Origin of the sequence: Pseudomonas fluorescens, assembly GCF_000967965.1 — a bacterium.
Classification (GTDB): domain Bacteria; phylum Pseudomonadota; class Gammaproteobacteria; order Pseudomonadales; family Pseudomonadaceae; genus Aquipseudomonas; species Aquipseudomonas grandcourensis.
In genome coordinates this window covers 26,856-41,531 of the sequence record NZ_LACC01000039.1, presented here as the reverse complement: position 1 = coordinate 41,531, position 14,676 = coordinate 26,856, and the positions used below count along the sequence as shown (strand labels likewise).

Genomic DNA, 14,676 nt, shown 5'->3' with positions numbered 1-14,676 from the left:
GCTTGGTCCCTCGGCAGTGTGTTGACCATCATGGAGAAACCCGCAATGCCTGACCCACTGCGCACGGATCCACGAAGATTTCCGCTGCATGTCCATATCAGCGTGATGTTCACCTTTTTGTTGTTGCTGACCGGGGCGGTGCTGGGGCTTTTCAACTACCGGCAAACCACACAGATCATCTTGTCCGGCAGCGAAAAACTCTTCAACCGCATTGAGCAGGATGTCCGGCTGGACCTGCACGCGACCTATGACCCCATTCGTCATCTGTTGAGCCTGCTGGCACTCAATCCGGCGGGCCAGTCCCCTGATCTGGAACAGCGCCTGGCACTGCTCGAACCGTTCAGCCAGTCACTCGAGGACAACCCCAACCTGGCTTCGCTATACCTGGGCTACGACAATGGTGACTTTTTCATGGTCCGCCCGCTGCGCACTCCAGCGGTCAAAGCCCTGGTCAAGGCACCGGACACGGCGGTTTACCAAGTCTGGAGCATCGAGCACGACAGCAGCGGCCAGGCCCACTCCCAGTCGTTGTTTTTCGACCGGAACCTGGCACTTGTCAGCCGTCAGGACAACCTGAACGACACGTACGACCCACGCAATCGCACCTGGTTTACCAGCGCCCACGGAGACAATGACCAGATCACCACCGAACCCTATATCTTCTTTTCCACTCACAACATCGGCACGACGCTGGCGCGACGCAGCGGCGCCAAGGCAATCCTGGCCGCTGACCTGACCCTGGCCGAACTCAGCGCGACCCTGGCCAAGCACGTCGTGACCCCCAATACCGAAATCGTGCTGTTCGATGCCGAAGGCAATGCCATTGCCTACCCCGACAGCCACAGGCTGATCATCGATGATCAGACGTCCCGCCTGATCAAGGCGGCGGACCTGAGCCCCAGCCTGGGTGCGCTGCTCAACAGCCCCCCTCAGGGCAGTCGCCTGAACGCCAGCGGCCGGCAGTGGATCGTGGCCCGCAGCAGCATGCAGGAAGGCGGCCCCCAAGGCCTGCAACTGGCGCTACTGGTACCGGAAGACGAGTTGCTCGTCGACGCGTACCGGATGCGCTGGCAAGGTGCGCTCATTACCCTGGCAACCCTGCTGTTATGCGTACCGCTGGGTTGGCTGACGTCAAGAATCCTGGTCAAACCCTTACGCGCCCTGGTGCAGGAGGCCGATGCGATTCGCAGTTTCGACTTCAATTTTCCACTTTCCCGTCGCTCGCCGGTGCTCGAAGTCGACCAGTTGAGTGTGTCGATGGCTCGGATGAAAGACACCCTGGCGAGTTTCTTCCAGATCACAGACAGCCTCAGTGCCGAAACCCGTTTCGCCCCGCTGCTGGAACGGGTGTTGTTTGAAACCGTGAAAATCGGTCAGGCCCAGGCCGGCCTGATCTACCTGCGCGAAGGTGACGGCGAGCACATGGAACCCCACGGACTGGTCATCAATAACACCGCCGAAAACCTGCAAGCCTTCGACATCCGCGGACACTCGCTCAATAACCCGCAAAGCCCCCCATGGCTGAGCCAGTTGGCCAACGTCGACACTGTCGTCAGCAACCTGGGTTTCGAGCAGGCGGGTGATCTGCAGAAAATCCTGCTCGCGCTGGAAAGTCCCCGGGTCCATCTGATCGGGATCCGCCTGCACAATCGCCACAACGAAACCGTAGGTCTGCAGGTGTTGCTGTTGGCCGACAGTGGCGAGCAGAGTGATCTGGACAAACTGCGGCCGGACCGCATCGCGTTTCTCCAGGCGGTGTCCGGCGCGGCCGCCGTATGTATCGAAAGCCAGCGCCTGCAAGCCCGGCAAAAACAGCTGCTGGACGCCTTCATTCAACTGCTGGCCGGCGCCATCGACGCCAAAAGCCCCTACACCGGCGGCCATTGCCAGCGCGTGCCGGAACTGACCCTGATGCTTGCCCAGGCGGCGGCAAACAGCCAGGAGCCCGCCTTCAGCGCCTATCAGCCGACCGAAGATGAATGGGAGGCACTGCACATCGCCGCCTGGCTGCACGATTGCGGCAAGATCACCACCCCGGAATACGTCGTCGACAAAGCCACGAAACTGGAAACCCTGACCGATCGCATCCATGAAATCCGTACCCGTTTCGAGGTACTCAAGCGCGATGCCTGGATCAGCTACTGGCAGGCCATTGCCCTGGGCGGTGACGAACAAGCGCTGGCAGAATTACGCAATGCCAGCCTGGCCGGACTGGATAATGATTTCGCCTTCGTGGCCCATTGCAATCTCGGTGGCGAAACCATGGCCGACGCAGATCTGCAACGCCTGCGCAGTCTGGCTGAACGCACTTGGACCCGGACCCTGGATGACCGGCTGGGCGTGTCCTGGGAAGAAAACCGGCGTCAGGCCCGAACGCCCGCCCCCACCCTGCCCGTCAGCGAACCGTTACTGGCGGACAAACCCGAGCACCTGTTCGAACGCAGCGAAAACGAAGTGATACCGCAAGACAATCCCCTGGCCTTCAAACTCGACGTTCCGCCCCACAAATACAACCGGGGCGAGCTGTACAACCTGAGCATTGTCCGGGGCACACTGACCGGCGAGGAGCGCTATGTCATCAATAACCACATCGTTCAGACGATTCTGATGCTCAACCATCTGCCGTTCCCCGAGCACTTGCGCAACGTCGCGGAAATAGCCGGCGGGCACCACGAAAAAATGGACGGCAGCGGATATCCGAAACGCTTGAAGCGAGAAGAAATGAGCCTGCCAGCGCGGATGATGGCGATTGCCGATATTTTCGAAGCCTTGACGGCCGCCGACCGCCCCTACAAAAAAGCCAAGACCCTGAGCGAGGCGCTGGGCATCATGGCGTTCATGTGCCGTGATGCCCACATCGACCCGGAACTGTTCGGGCTGTTCATCAAGGCACAGATCTATTTGCAGTACGCCAGGCGCTTCCTCGACCCCGGGCAGATCGATACGGTGGACGCCTCGGGCCTACTGGCCAAGGCCGGCCTGGCGTCTTGATCAGCAGTCGGTCAGGCGCAGGAAAATCGCCGCCAGCTGTTCGATCCCGGCCTGGTCCTGCGCGGTGAAACGCGCGAGTTTCGGACTGTCGAGGTCGAGCACACCGATCAATATGCCGTCCTTGACCAGCGGCACCACCAGTTCGCTGTTCGAGGCGCTGTCGCAGGCAATGTGACCGGGGAACGCATGCACATCTTCGACTCGTTGAGTCTGCAGGGTAGCTGCCGCCGCCCCGCAAACGCCACGACCGAACGGAATCCGCACGCAAGCGATCTGCCCCTGAAACGGGCCCAGCACCAGTTCCTCATTACGATTGAGGTAGAAACCGGCCCAATTCAAGTCATCGAGTTGGTTGAACAGAAACGCCGAAAACTGTGCGGCATTGGCGATGAAGTCCCGCTCGTCCGCCAGCAATGATTCCAGCTGTGCGTGCAGCATTCCGTAGCCTTCGAGGCCCTGGCCGCTTTTTTGTAAATCGATCATGCCTTGTGCTCCAACAGTTTCAGCCCGACCCAATAACGGGCAAATTGATAGGCGCAACGCCCATTGCGATTGCCTCGGCCGGTGGCCCAGCGTACCGCCAGAATGTCCAGCTCTTCGCTGCGCTGCCAGGCCAATCCGGCCTTGCCGGCCAACTGGCCGATCCAGTGTTCGACGACGTCTAGGAAGTGTTCCTGGGTAAACGGATAGAACGACAGCCACAAACCGAAACGGTCCGACAGCGCGATCTTGTCTTCCACCGCCTCGCTCGGATGCAGTTCGCCGTCGACCCGTTTCCAGTTTTCATTGTCACTTTCCTTTTCCGGCACCAGGTGGCGACGGTTGGACGTGGCGTACAGCAAAACATTGTCCGGAGCCTGTTCCAGCGAGCCGTCGAGGACGCTCTTGAGCACCCGGTAATCACCTTCGCCCGACTCGAACGAGAGGTCATCGCAAAACAGCACGAAACGCTGGGGCAGCTTGCCGATCTGTTCGACCACTCGCGGCAGGTCTGCCAGGTGATCACGTTCAATCTCGATCAAGCGCAAACCGGCTTGAGCGTGCTCAGCCAGCAAGGCGCGCACCAGCGACGACTTGCCGGTGCCGCGCGAGCCCCAGAGCAAGGCGTGGTTGGCCGGCATGCCGTCGAGAAACTGTTGGGTATTGCGCCCAAGTTGCTCGACTTGCCGGTCGACGCCGATCAGATCCGACAAACGCATGTCGAGGCTGACTTCCAGCGGCATCAGATAACCGCCGCGCGACTCACGCTGCCAGCGCGCGGCCAGGCATTGCGTCCAGTCGATGGCGGGCCGTGGCGCCGGCAGCAACGGCTCGATACGGGCCAGAACGGCATCGGCGCGTTCAAGAAAAGCATTCAATCGAGAGTCCACGACTTCTCCTCAGGCACGTTCACAGTAATGATGGTGATACAGCGACGAAACACAGCGTCACACAAGCGGCTGCCCCCGCAATACAGGCCTCGCGAGAACATCAGCAGGCAGGCATGATCGGCTATGCTTGAGCAGCGAAAGGAAACCGAAGTGGTTCACCCCCTCATGGACATCAAATTCACCAACCGGCTGTCATTCAAGCAAGCCCGGCTTACCGTGCTGGTCGGTTTCATTCTGGGCACGCTGCTCAGCCTGCTGCAAATAGGCATCGATTATGCCAGTGAAGACGCCTCCATCAATCGTGAAATCCTTTCATTACTGGAGATCAGCCACAATCCGGCCTCGCGAATCGCCTACAACATCGACGCCGAACTCGCCAAGGAACTGACCCAGGGCCTGCTACGCTCGCCAGCGATCATCGGCGCAAAACTGACCGACAACAACGGCACCGTGCTGGCCAACGTCAAGCGACCCGGTGTGGAAAACGGATACCGGATGCTCAGTGACTTCCTGTTCGGCGCCAACCGACAGTTCGAAGACCGGCTTTACCTGGATCATTTACCCAACGAATCCCTGGGTACGCTGCGGCTGAACGTCGACACTTACGCCTTCGGCGACCGGTTCCTGCGCCGGGCCGAAGTGACCCTGATCAATGGCTTCGCCCGCAGCCTGCTGTTGTCCGGCATCCTGCTGGCGCTGTTCTATGTGATGCTGACCAAACCCCTGGTGCGGGTCATTCGTGAACTCAGCGGTCGCGACCCGAGCAGCACCGAGCCGACCTCACTGGAGTGTCCCGTCGTACACGCCGACGATGAGATCGGCGTGCTGGTCAAGGTTGCCAATCAGCAATTCAAGAACATCGCCACCGAAATCCAGCAGCGGCGCAACGCGGAAAACCGCCTGACCGAGTATCTGGGCCAACTGGAAAACATCGTCTCGGCCCGCACCGCCGAACTCAAGGCGATCAACACCCGGCTGAGCCAATCCAACGAGGAACTGGAAGTCGCCCGCAGTACCGCCCTCGACATGGCCGATGCCCGCTCGGTGTTCCTGGCCAACATGAGCCATGAAATTCGCACGCCTCTCAATGGCTTGCTCGGGATGATCGCGCTGTCCCTCGACGGGCCGTTGAATGCCGAACAACAGCAGCAACTGTCGATCGCCCATGACTCGGGCAAAGTGCTGGTGGAGTTGCTCAACGATATTCTCGACTTGTCGAAGTTCGATGCCGGCCAACTCGAACTTGAACACATCCCCTTCGACCTCGGTTCGCTGATCGAAGACACCGCCAACCTGTTGTCGCAGAACGCCGCCCCCAGCGTCGAACTGACCTGCCTGATCGATCCGCATTTCCCGGCACTGGTGCTTGGCGACCCGACCCGGGTGCGGCAGATCGTCAGTAATCTGCTGTCCAACGCCCTCAAGTTCACCCGTTTCGGACGGGTCGACGTGCGCCTGTCGACGTTCGGCGACGGCGTCAGAATCGAAGTGTGCGACACCGGCATCGGCATCCCTCTGGATGCCCAGGTCAAAATCTTGCAGCCCTTCACCCAGGCCGGTGTCGGTATTACCCGCCAGTTTGGCGGCACCGGGCTGGGCCTGGCCCTGACCTACAACCTTTGCGAAGCCATGCAAGGGCGCCTGACGATCAGCTCCGAGCCGGGCTTTGGCAGCCAGTTCTGCGCGGATTTGCCATTGCCCAGCCATACCCGTGCAACTGCTGTTTCGCTCAAGGGCAAAGTCATTGCCATCACGGCCGCCAGCAGCGGGCTGGGCGAGCTGCTCAACAGTCTGTTGCCTGGCTGGGGGCTGGACTATGAACGGCGTTCCATGGATGACTCACTGCTTGGCCTGGCAGCCGACGTGCTCATCACCGACTGCCCCGAATGCCTGTTCAGTTTGCGCCCCACCCTCAGCGCGCCGATCCTGCTGATCACCGCTTATGGCAACTTCATGCCCAGCGAAGAGGTCAACGCCCTCGCCCCCCTGCAACAACAGGCCCGCCCCTTGGCCCGCAGTACGCTGCTTCAGACGTTGCAGCGGATCCTGCAACCGCAAACCCACCCGATCAATGAGGCCCGGCTCGACACGCAATGCCCGCTACGCCGCGGACGCGTGTTGTTGGTGGAAGATAATCCGGTCAACCAGTTGGTGGCCAAGGGCATGCTCGGCAAACTCGGTTGCGAAGTCACCACTGCGGCTCATGGTGGAGAGGCCCTGGATCAACTCGAGCAACGGGAATTCGACCTGGTGCTGATGGACTGCAACATGCCGGTGATGGACGGCTATGAAGCGAGCCGGCAAATCCGCCGCAGCGGACGCTGGCCCCAACTGCCCATCGTCGCCCTGACGGCCAACGCCATGTCGGAGGAGCGCGAACGCTGTCGTGCCGCGGGCATGAGCGACTACCTGGCCAAACCCTTCCGGCGCGAAGAACTGGCCGCCCTGCTGGACCTGTGGATCCCCGCTACGACAGCGCCTTGATCTGCCCCAACAGGTGATCGAGGCCATCGCGCAAGTCGTTGAGACGATTCAGATCGACCCCGCTGTCGCACAACAGGCGCGCCTTGAGTGGCCCGACCTGGTCGCGCAAGGCCGTGCCGGCTGGTGACAGGCTCAGATGCACTTCACGTTCATCGCGTGCCGAACGCTGACGCTGCACCAGTTGCAGTTGTTCCAGGCGCTTGAGCAAGGGTGTCAGCGTGCCGGAATCCAGGGCCAGACGCTCGCCCAATGCCTTGACGGTCGGTTGCTCCGGGGCCGCTTCCTGCCACTCCCATAAAACCAGCATCGCCAGGTACTGAGGGTAAGTCAGGCCCAACTGATCGAGCATCGGCTTGTAGGCGCGAATCACCGCTCGGGAAGCCGCGTAGAGCTTGAAACACAGCTGGCTGTCGAGCTTCAGGGAATCGACTGACAAGGTATTCATTTGAGCAGGGCTTCGATCTCGCGGGTCAGGTCCTGCGGCTTGGTCGCCGGAGCGAAGCGCTTGACCAGTTGCCCATCCTTGCCGATCAGGAACTTGGTGAAATTCCACTTGATGCCCTGGGAACCCAGCACCCCCGGTGCGCGCTTTTTCAATTGCACGAACAGCGGATGGGCGTCGGCACCATTGACGTCGATCTTTTTGAACAGCGGGAAGCTGACACCGAAGTTCAGCTCGCAGAATTCGGAGATCGCCCCTTCGTTGCCCGGCTCTTGCTTGCCGAACTGGTTGCAGGGAAATCCGAGTACCACCAGGCCCTGTTCCTTGTAGGTCTGCCACAACTCTTCCAGGCCTTTGTACTGCGGAGTGAAACCGCATTTGCTGGCCGTGTTGACCACCAGCACGGCTTTGCCGGCGAAATCCGCCAGGGTTTTTTGCTCACCCTTGATCGTGGTGCAAGGGATGCTCAGCAGGTTGTCGCTCATGTTTGAGGTTCCGAATGAATGGAAGAATCAACAAAGTAGCGAGCAATTGAATTGTGTGCAATTTAAATATCGGGAAAGCGATCATCGGATCGCTTCGGGGACTTACTCGCGCGGTACCAGGTCCAGGCACACCGAATTGATGCAATAACGCAGGCCCGTCGGCGGCGGACCATCAGGGAATACATGCCCCAGGTGCGCGTCGCATTTGGCACAGACCACTTCGGTGCGGATCATGCCGTGGCTGACATCACGGATCTCGGTCATGGCGCTGTCGCCGATCGGCGCGTAGAAACTCGGCCAGCCGCAGCCGGAATCGAACTTGGTCCTGGAGTCGAACAGCGGCTCGCTACAGCAAATGCAGTGGTAGATACCGTCGGTCTTGGTGGCGTTGTATTTACCGGAAAACGGACGTTCGGTGCCTTTGAGGCGGCACACGTTGTACTGCTCTGGGTCGAGCATCGCCTTCCATTCTTCCAGGGTTTTTTCCAACTTTTCCATCATCACACCTCAGCGGCTGAAAAAGCCCGATCTGTACCTTTTCCACGGATCGGGCGGCACGTATGATTGCGCCTCGTCAAACGCCAGTCTGGCAGCCAGACCACGCGCATTCAAACGGAAATATGGGTGCTGCATCTCAAGGCGTCAGGCCTGTGTGAATACGCAGGATTCCCAGCACGGTTGCCCAAACGCCGTCTGGATCGTTCATTTTCGGGAACACATCGCCATGCAGGTCAGCAAATCGAACAAGCTCGCCAACGTCTGCTACGACATTCGCGGCCCGGTGCTCAAGCACGCCAAGCGCCTGGAAGAGGAAGGCCATCGCATCCTCAAGCTGAACATCGGCAACCCGGCGCCCTTTGGTTTCGAAGCACCGGATGAAATCCTCCAGGACGTGATCCGCAACCTGCCGACCGCCCAGGGCTACAGCGATTCCAAGGGCCTGTTCAGTGCGCGCAAGGCCGTCATGCAGTACTACCAGCAAAAGCAGGTGGAAGGCGTCGGCATTGAAGACATCTACCTGGGCAACGGCGTTTCCGAACTGATCGTGATGTCGATGCAGGCCCTGCTCAACAATGGCGACGAAGTGCTGGTGCCGGCGCCGGACTATCCATTGTGGACCGCAGCCGTGAGCCTGTCCGGCGGCAATCCGGTGCATTACCTGTGCGACGAGCAAGCCAACTGGTGGCCGGACCTGGCCGACATCAAGGCCAAGATCACCCCGAACACCAAGGCCCTGGTGATCATCAACCCGAACAACCCGACCGGCGCGGTGTATTCCAAGGAAGTGCTGCTGGGCATGCTGGAACTGGCCCGCCAGCACAACCTGGTAGTGTTCTCCGACGAGATCTACGACAAGATCCTTTACGACGATGCCGTGCACATCTGCACCGCCTCCCTGGCGCCGGACCTGCTGTGCCTGACCTTTAACGGTCTGTCCAAGTCCTATCGCGTGGCCGGTTTCCGTTCCGGCTGGATCGCCATTTCCGGCCCGAAACACCATGCCCAGAGCTACATCGAAGGCATCGACATACTGGCGAACATGCGCCTTTGCGCCAACGTGCCGAGCCAGCATGCGATCCAGACCGCCCTGGGTGGCTATCAGAGCATCAATGACCTGGTGCTGCCCCAGGGTCGCCTGCTGGAGCAACGCAACCGCACCTGGGAGTTGCTCAACGACATTCCGGGCGTGAGCTGCGTCAAGCCGATGGGCGCGCTGTATGCGTTCCCGCGGATCGACCCAAAGGTCTGCCCGATCCATAACGACGAAAAATTCGTCCTCGACCTGCTGCTCTCCGAGAAACTGCTGGTGGTTCAAGGCACCGCATTCAACTGGCCATGGCCAGACCACTTCCGCGTCGTGACCCTGCCCCGTGTCGATGACCTGGAGATGGCCATCGGACGCATCGGCGGCTTCCTCAAGTCCTACCGCCAGTAAGCGATCTGTCACCGTGCGACGTCACCGAACGTCGCACGGTGATTCATCCGGCAACATTTGTTTGCATTGCGCCACTGGCTGCCCCTTTGCCCGTTGGCGGATATCACCTTGCCTGCTCGCGCCTAACAAAGGCGGGGCCTTCGACACGAATTGACTGACAAACACTTCCCGCACACTTGTCGGAAATGCCCTGCAAGCAGCTAGACTGTCGCCGTAGGACACAGTTTGAAATAGTCACCCGGTTGAATACCCCGGTGCAGCACCTTATATACCCCGCAGTACGCTACATCTTTAGCTTGAGGAGATTTCTACAACCATGATGCGCATCCTGCTGTTCTTGGCCACTAACCTGGCGGTCGTGCTGATTGCCAGCATCACCCTGAGCCTTTTCGGCTTCAACGGGTTCATGGCGGCCAATGGGGTTGACCTCAACCTCAATCAGCTGCTGATCTTCTGTGCGGTCTTTGGTTTCGCAGGTTCCTTGTTCTCGCTGTTCATCTCCAAGTGGATGGCGAAGATGAGCACCAGCACCCAGATCATCACCCAGCCACGCACCCGTCACGAGCAATGGCTGCTGCAAACCGTCGAGCAACTGTCCCGCGAAGCCGGGATCAAGATGCCCGAAGTCGGTATCTTCCCGGCCTACGAGGCGAACGCCTTCGCCACCGGCTGGAACAAGAACGACGCATTGGTCGCGGTCAGCCAGGGTTTGCTCGAGCGCTTCTCGCCGGATGAAGTGAAAGCCGTCCTGGCCCACGAAATCGGCCACGTAGCCAATGGCGACATGGTTACCCTGGCGTTGATCCAAGGCGTGGTGAACACCTTCGTGATGTTCTTCGCACGGATCATCGGCAATTTCGTCGACAAGGTGATCTTCAAGAACGAAGAAGGCCAGGGCATTGCCTACTACGTGGCGACCATCTTCGCCGAACTGGTTCTGGGCATCCTGGCCAGCGCCATCGTCATGTGGTTCTCGCGCAAGCGCGAATTCCGTGCCGACGAAGCCGGTGCAAACCTGGCCGGCACCGCCGCGATGATTGGCGCCCTGCAACGCCTGCGGGCGGAACAAGGGCTCCCGGTGCACATGCCCGACACCCTGAACGCCTTCGGCATCAACGGTGGCATCAAGCAAGGGTTCGCTCGCATGTTCATGAGCCACCCGCCGCTGGAAGAGCGTATCGACGCTCTGGCTCGTCGTCGGAGCTAAGAGACTTCACAGCAAAAATGAAAAGGCCCGCAGCGATGCGGGCCTTTTTTTGTCTGCTGGAATGTTTCGATGTTTTCAGGGCCCCTTTGCGAGCAGGCTCGCTCCCACATGGGATTGGGGCCGACCGAAAATCTTGTGGTTCAACCCGATCAACTGTGGGAGCGAGCTCGCTCGCGATGAGGCCAGCAAAGCCAGCCACTATTACCGACTGGAAACCCGATACACCCGCTCCTCCAGCCGCGTGACACCCGCCTCCAGGAATTTCCCGCTCTCGCTCAACACATCCTGATCTTCCAGGATCTTCAGCGCCCATGAGTCCCCGAACAACCGCCGCACCTCATCATCGAGTACAGCAAACGGCGGGCCGGGCATTTGCGCCTGGTCATAGTCCAGGGTGATCAACAGGCCAAGGGACTCCTTCGGCAGAATCCGCTTCAAATGGGCGGCGTAACGCTCTCGCATTTCCGCCGGCAGCGCGATCAACGCCGCGCGATCATAAAGTGCGGAGCAATCGGCAGCATCGCCTGCCGTCAGCTCGAAGAAATCGCCGCACCACAGCTCAATGGAGCCCGCCCGATAAACCTTGAACGGCCCCTGCTCGCTGACGGCGGGATCAAAGCCATGCTCGCTGAAAAACTCCTCGACGGCTTTTTCCGACAGCTCGACTCCCAAGACCTCATGGCCTTGATGGGCGAGCCATAGCAAATCCAGGCTTTTTCCACATAACGGCACCAACACGCGTGCGCCTTCTTCAAGGCTTAACGCTGGCCAGAACCGCTTCAGATGAGGGTTCACCTGCGGCAGGTGAAAGCCGATCTGGTTCGCCGCCCATTTCTTGTGCCAAAACTCCGGCTGCATAAATAACCCCGAAAATTCGATCAAAACACCCTAAAACTTATATTAGATTTAGATTAATGATCTGACTGAAGATGTTGCATCTTAACTCTCAGGAGCTCATTCATGTTCCCCAGCCTGTACATATCCCACGGCTCCCCCATGCTCGCCCTGGAACCCGGCGCCAGCGGGCCGGCACTCACCCGCCTGGCCGCCGAGATACCGAAGCCAAAAGCCATCGTGATTGTGTCTGCGCACTGGGAAAGCAATGAGCTGTTGGTCAGCGGCAATCCACAACCGGAAACCTGGCATGACTTCGGCGGTTTTCCCAAAGCCCTGTTCGAAGTCCAGTACCCGGCTCCCGGCGACCCATCACTCGCCACAGAGGTTGCCGAGTTATTGAAATCCGCTGGTTTTCCAGTACGTATCGACAGCAATCGGCCTTTCGACCATGGCGTCTGGGTGCCGTTATCGCTGATGTATCCGCAGGCAGACATCCCGATTGTCCAGGTTTCGCTGCCCACCCGTGGCGGCCCTGCCCTACAGACCCGCGTTGGCCACGCGCTGGCCAGCCTGCGTGAGCAAGGCGTCCTGCTGATCGGCTCCGGCAGCATCACTCACAACCTGCGGGAACTGGACTGGCATGCCGGCCCCGAGAGCGTTGAGCCCTGGGCCCAGGCATTTCGCGACTGGATGATCGACAAACTCGCAGCGAATGACGAAGCCGCATTGCACGACTACCGCGCGCAAGCACCGAATGCTGTGCGCAACCATCCCAGCGACGAACACTTGTTGCCACTTTACTTTGCCCGCGCCGCCGGCGGGCCGTTCAGCGTTGCCCACCAGGGCTTCACCATGGGTGCACTGGGCATGGACATCTACCGCTTCGGCTGAAGCACAGGGCTGTTTCGCAGGCAAAAAAAATCCCCGAACCAGTCGGGGATTTTTCATGTTCGATCAATCAGCCCGAGAGCGGATCAATCTTCGCGGTAGCGACGCAGCTTCAACTGCTTGCCGGCAACGCGAGTGTCCTTCAGCTTGGTCAGCAACTTCTCTAGACCATCTTCCGGCAGCTCGACGAGGCTGAAGCTGTCACGCACCTGGATGCGACCGATCGCTTCACGCGCCAGACCACCTTCGTTGAGGATGGCGCCCAGCAGGTTCTTGGCAGCGATACCGTCACGCGCGCCCAGCGCGGTACGGCAACGTGCACGGCCTTCGCCCAGTGGCATCGGAGCACGACGCTCGCGGTCGCCACGCTCAGGACGATCACCGGAACGCTCTGGACGATCGCCACGCGGTGCATTGTTCGGCACCAGTGGACGTTCTTTCTCGATAGCGGCCAGGGTCAGCGCTTGAGCGTTGGTAGCCTTGCGCAGCAGAGCAGCGGCCAGGGCACGCGGGGTGCAACCGATGTCGGCGGTCAGACGATCCAGCAGATCGCCATGAGTCGATTCGGCATCAGCAACCAGCGGCGACAGGCTGTTGGTCAGTTTCTTGATGCGCGCATCCAGAACGGCTTGAGCGTCCGGCAGGCGAACTTCAGCAACCTTTTGACCGGTTACACGCTCGATCACTTGCAGCATGCGGCGCTCACGCGGAGTCACCAGCAGCAGTGCACGACCTTCACGACCGGCACGGCCGGTACGGCCGATACGGTGAACGTAGGACTCTGGGTCGTACGGCATGTCAACGTTGAACACGTGAGTAATGCGCGGAACGTCCAGACCACGAGCAGCAACGTCGGTCGCCACAACGATGTCCAGACGGCCATCCTTGAGGGACTCGATCACGCGCTCACGTTGGTTCTGGGCGATGTCACCGTTCAGCGCAGCGGCTTTGTAGCCTTTGGCTTCCAGGGCACTGGCCAGGTCCAGGGTCGCTTGCTTGGTACGCACGAACATGATCAGGGCGTCGAAATCTTCCACTTCCAGCAAGCTGAGAACGGCGGAAGTCTTCTGGTCAGCGTGAACCAACAGGTGAGCCTGTTCGATCGCGGTAACGGTCTGGGTCTTGGTCTGGATCTTCACGTGTTGCGGATCGCGCAGGTGGCGTTCAGCAATGGCACGGATCGACTGCGGCAGGGTGGCCGAGAACAATACGGTCTGACGGGTGACAGGCAAGGCCTTGAAGATAACTTCCAGGTCGTCCATGAAGCCCAGTTTGAGCATTTCGTCGGCTTCGTCGAGAACCAGGTGGTTCACGGTCGCCAGTACTTTTTCGTCGCGACGCAGGTGGTCGCACAGACGGCCCGGAGTGGCGACAACGATCTGTGCGCCATTACGGATTGCTTTCAGCTGTGGGCCCATCGGCGCGCCGCCGTAGACAGCCACAACAGTTACGCCCGGCATTTGCTTGGCATAGGTTTCGAAAGCGGTTGCAACTTGTAGCGCCAACTCACGAGTTGGAGCCAGGATCAGGGCTTGCGGTTCGCGCTTTGCAGGATCGATGCGATGCAGGATCGGCAGGGCGAACGCAGCGGTTTTACCCGTACCGGTTTGCGCCTGACCAATCATGTCGTGACCGGCCATGATGATCGGGATCGATTGCTGCTGAATAGCCGATGGCTCTTCGTAGCCAGTCGCGGTGACGGCTGCAAGAATATTCGGATTAAGATTAAAAGCGGCGAAGCCGCCGGTTTCCTGGGTCATGGGTCTGCCTCTAAGTGCATCCGCAAAGACCCATGCTCCAAAGCTGCGCGTGCCGTGTTGAGACTCAAGAGTCGCCCTGGCAGCTTTGTCGGCGGGGATTTGCGAAAACGAATGAATGAAAAGAATCGTCAAGGGAGAGTCCGCTGGGCGGACGTGCAGCCGAAGCTGGCTTCGGGGAATTGCGCTACCTAAACGCGGCCCGGTTAAAGGCCGGCGCGCACTATACCGGAATTCACCCAAAAAGGGAGCTTTTTTTATCGGAAATCCACCGGATAC

12 protein-coding genes are annotated in these 14,676 nt (G+C 59.8%); 5 read left to right on the top strand and 7 right to left on the bottom strand.

The features are described 5' to 3' along the window. The first annotated feature begins 45 nt into the window (after nt 1-45). Nucleotides 46-2,991, top strand: a complete 2,946-nt coding sequence (locus tag VC35_RS25720; protein WP_046043410.1) for an HD domain-containing phosphohydrolase — start codon at nt 46-48, stop codon at nt 2,989-2,991. On the opposite strand, the gene VC35_RS25715 is transcribed toward VC35_RS25720, so the two are convergent. Both VC35_RS25715 and VC35_RS25710 read right to left on the bottom strand, forming a co-directional pair. Continuing rightward, nucleotides 2,992-3,474, bottom strand: coding sequence for a GAF domain-containing protein (locus VC35_RS25715; RefSeq protein WP_046043409.1), 483 nt, complete (start codon nt 3,472-3,474; stop codon nt 2,992-2,994). It lies immediately after the preceding gene. Then, nucleotides 3,471-4,361: an ATP-binding protein gene (locus VC35_RS25710; protein ID WP_046043407.1), complete on the bottom strand. Its 891-nt coding sequence runs from the start codon at nt 4,359-4,361 to the stop codon at nt 3,471-3,473. The genes VC35_RS25715 and VC35_RS25710 overlap by 4 nt, the downstream gene beginning before the upstream one ends. Nucleotides 4,362-4,484: 123 nt before the next feature. On the opposite strand from VC35_RS25710, the gene VC35_RS25705 reads away from it, so the two are divergent. Then, a complete protein-coding gene (locus VC35_RS25705; protein ID WP_046043406.1) occupies nt 4,485-6,845 on the top strand; it encodes a hybrid sensor histidine kinase/response regulator in 2,361 nt (786 codons plus the stop codon). On the opposite strand, the gene VC35_RS25700 is transcribed toward VC35_RS25705, so the two are convergent. The 3 genes from VC35_RS25700 to msrB form a co-directional block, all read right to left on the bottom strand. Next, nucleotides 6,829-7,290 carry a MarR family winged helix-turn-helix transcriptional regulator gene (locus VC35_RS25700; protein ID WP_046043405.1) on the bottom strand — a complete coding sequence of 154 codons (462 nt, stop codon included), beginning with the start codon at nt 7,288-7,290 and terminating at the stop codon, nt 6,829-6,831. The two genes, VC35_RS25705 and VC35_RS25700, sit on opposite strands and share 17 nt — an antisense overlap. Beyond that, complete coding sequence (locus VC35_RS25695) at nt 7,287-7,772, bottom strand: glutathione peroxidase (RefSeq protein WP_046043404.1); 486 nt, start codon at nt 7,770-7,772, stop codon at nt 7,287-7,289. Before VC35_RS25695 ends, VC35_RS25700 begins: the two co-directional genes overlap by 4 nt. 102 nt (nt 7,773-7,874) lie before the next feature. Continuing rightward, nucleotides 7,875-8,270, bottom strand: a complete 396-nt coding sequence (gene msrB / locus VC35_RS25690) for a peptide-methionine (R)-S-oxide reductase MsrB (protein ID WP_046043423.1) — start codon at nt 8,268-8,270, stop codon at nt 7,875-7,877. Nucleotides 8,271-8,496: 226 nt separating this feature from the next. On the opposite strand from msrB, the gene VC35_RS25685 reads away from it, so the two are divergent. Next, complete coding sequence (locus tag VC35_RS25685) at nt 8,497-9,708, top strand: pyridoxal phosphate-dependent aminotransferase (RefSeq protein ID WP_046043403.1); 1,212 nt, start codon at nt 8,497-8,499, stop codon at nt 9,706-9,708. Between the two features lie 316 nt (nt 9,709-10,024). Then, nucleotides 10,025-10,915 carry a protease HtpX gene (htpX, locus tag VC35_RS25680; RefSeq protein ID WP_046043402.1) on the top strand — a complete coding sequence of 297 codons (891 nt, stop codon included), beginning with the start codon at nt 10,025-10,027 and terminating at the stop codon, nt 10,913-10,915. Nucleotides 10,916-11,116: 201 nt separating this feature from the next. On the opposite strand, the gene VC35_RS25675 is transcribed toward htpX, so the two are convergent. Continuing rightward, nucleotides 11,117-11,773, bottom strand: a complete 657-nt coding sequence (locus tag VC35_RS25675; protein WP_046043401.1) for a thiopurine S-methyltransferase — start codon at nt 11,771-11,773, stop codon at nt 11,117-11,119. 102 nt (nt 11,774-11,875) lie between these two features. Between VC35_RS25675 and VC35_RS25670 the strand changes: the two genes are divergently transcribed. Next, nucleotides 11,876-12,643: a DODA-type extradiol aromatic ring-opening family dioxygenase gene (locus tag VC35_RS25670; RefSeq protein WP_046043400.1), complete on the top strand. Its 768-nt coding sequence runs from the start codon at nt 11,876-11,878 to the stop codon at nt 12,641-12,643. 83 nt (nt 12,644-12,726) lie between these two features. Here the strand turns inward: VC35_RS25670 and VC35_RS25665 are convergent, their stop codons facing one another. Continuing rightward, nucleotides 12,727-14,400 carry a DEAD/DEAH box helicase gene (locus tag VC35_RS25665; protein WP_046043399.1) on the bottom strand — a complete coding sequence of 558 codons (1,674 nt, stop codon included), beginning with the start codon at nt 14,398-14,400 and terminating at the stop codon, nt 12,727-12,729. Nucleotides 14,401-14,676: the final 276 nt, after the last annotated feature.

Excerpts from the sequence above, each read along its gene's own strand:
- VC35_RS25720 (WP_046043410.1), top strand. The coding sequence starts at position 46 with ATGCCTGACCCACTGCGCACGGATCCACGAAGATTTCCGCTGCATGTC.
- VC35_RS25715 (WP_046043409.1), bottom strand. The coding sequence starts at position 3,474 with ATGATCGATTTACAAAAAAGCGGCCAGGGCCTCGAAGGCTACGGAATG.
- VC35_RS25705 (WP_046043406.1), top strand. The coding sequence starts at position 4,485 with ATGCTTGAGCAGCGAAAGGAAACCGAAGTGGTTCACCCCCTCATGGAC.
- VC35_RS25700 (WP_046043405.1), bottom strand. The coding sequence starts at position 7,290 with ATGAATACCTTGTCAGTCGATTCCCTGAAGCTCGACAGCCAGCTGTGT.
- VC35_RS25695 (WP_046043404.1), bottom strand. The coding sequence starts at position 7,772 with ATGAGCGACAACCTGCTGAGCATCCCTTGCACCACGATCAAGGGTGAG.
- msrB (WP_046043423.1), bottom strand. The coding sequence starts at position 8,270 with ATGGAAAAGTTGGAAAAAACCCTGGAAGAATGGAAGGCGATGCTCGAC.
- VC35_RS25685 (WP_046043403.1), top strand. The coding sequence starts at position 8,497 with ATGCAGGTCAGCAAATCGAACAAGCTCGCCAACGTCTGCTACGACATT.
- htpX (WP_046043402.1), top strand. The coding sequence starts at position 10,025 with ATGATGCGCATCCTGCTGTTCTTGGCCACTAACCTGGCGGTCGTGCTG.
- VC35_RS25675 (WP_046043401.1), bottom strand. The coding sequence starts at position 11,773 with ATGCAGCCGGAGTTTTGGCACAAGAAATGGGCGGCGAACCAGATCGGC.
- VC35_RS25670 (WP_046043400.1), top strand. The coding sequence starts at position 11,876 with ATGTTCCCCAGCCTGTACATATCCCACGGCTCCCCCATGCTCGCCCTG.
- VC35_RS25665 (WP_046043399.1), bottom strand. The coding sequence starts at position 14,400 with ATGACCCAGGAAACCGGCGGCTTCGCCGCTTTTAATCTTAATCCGAAT.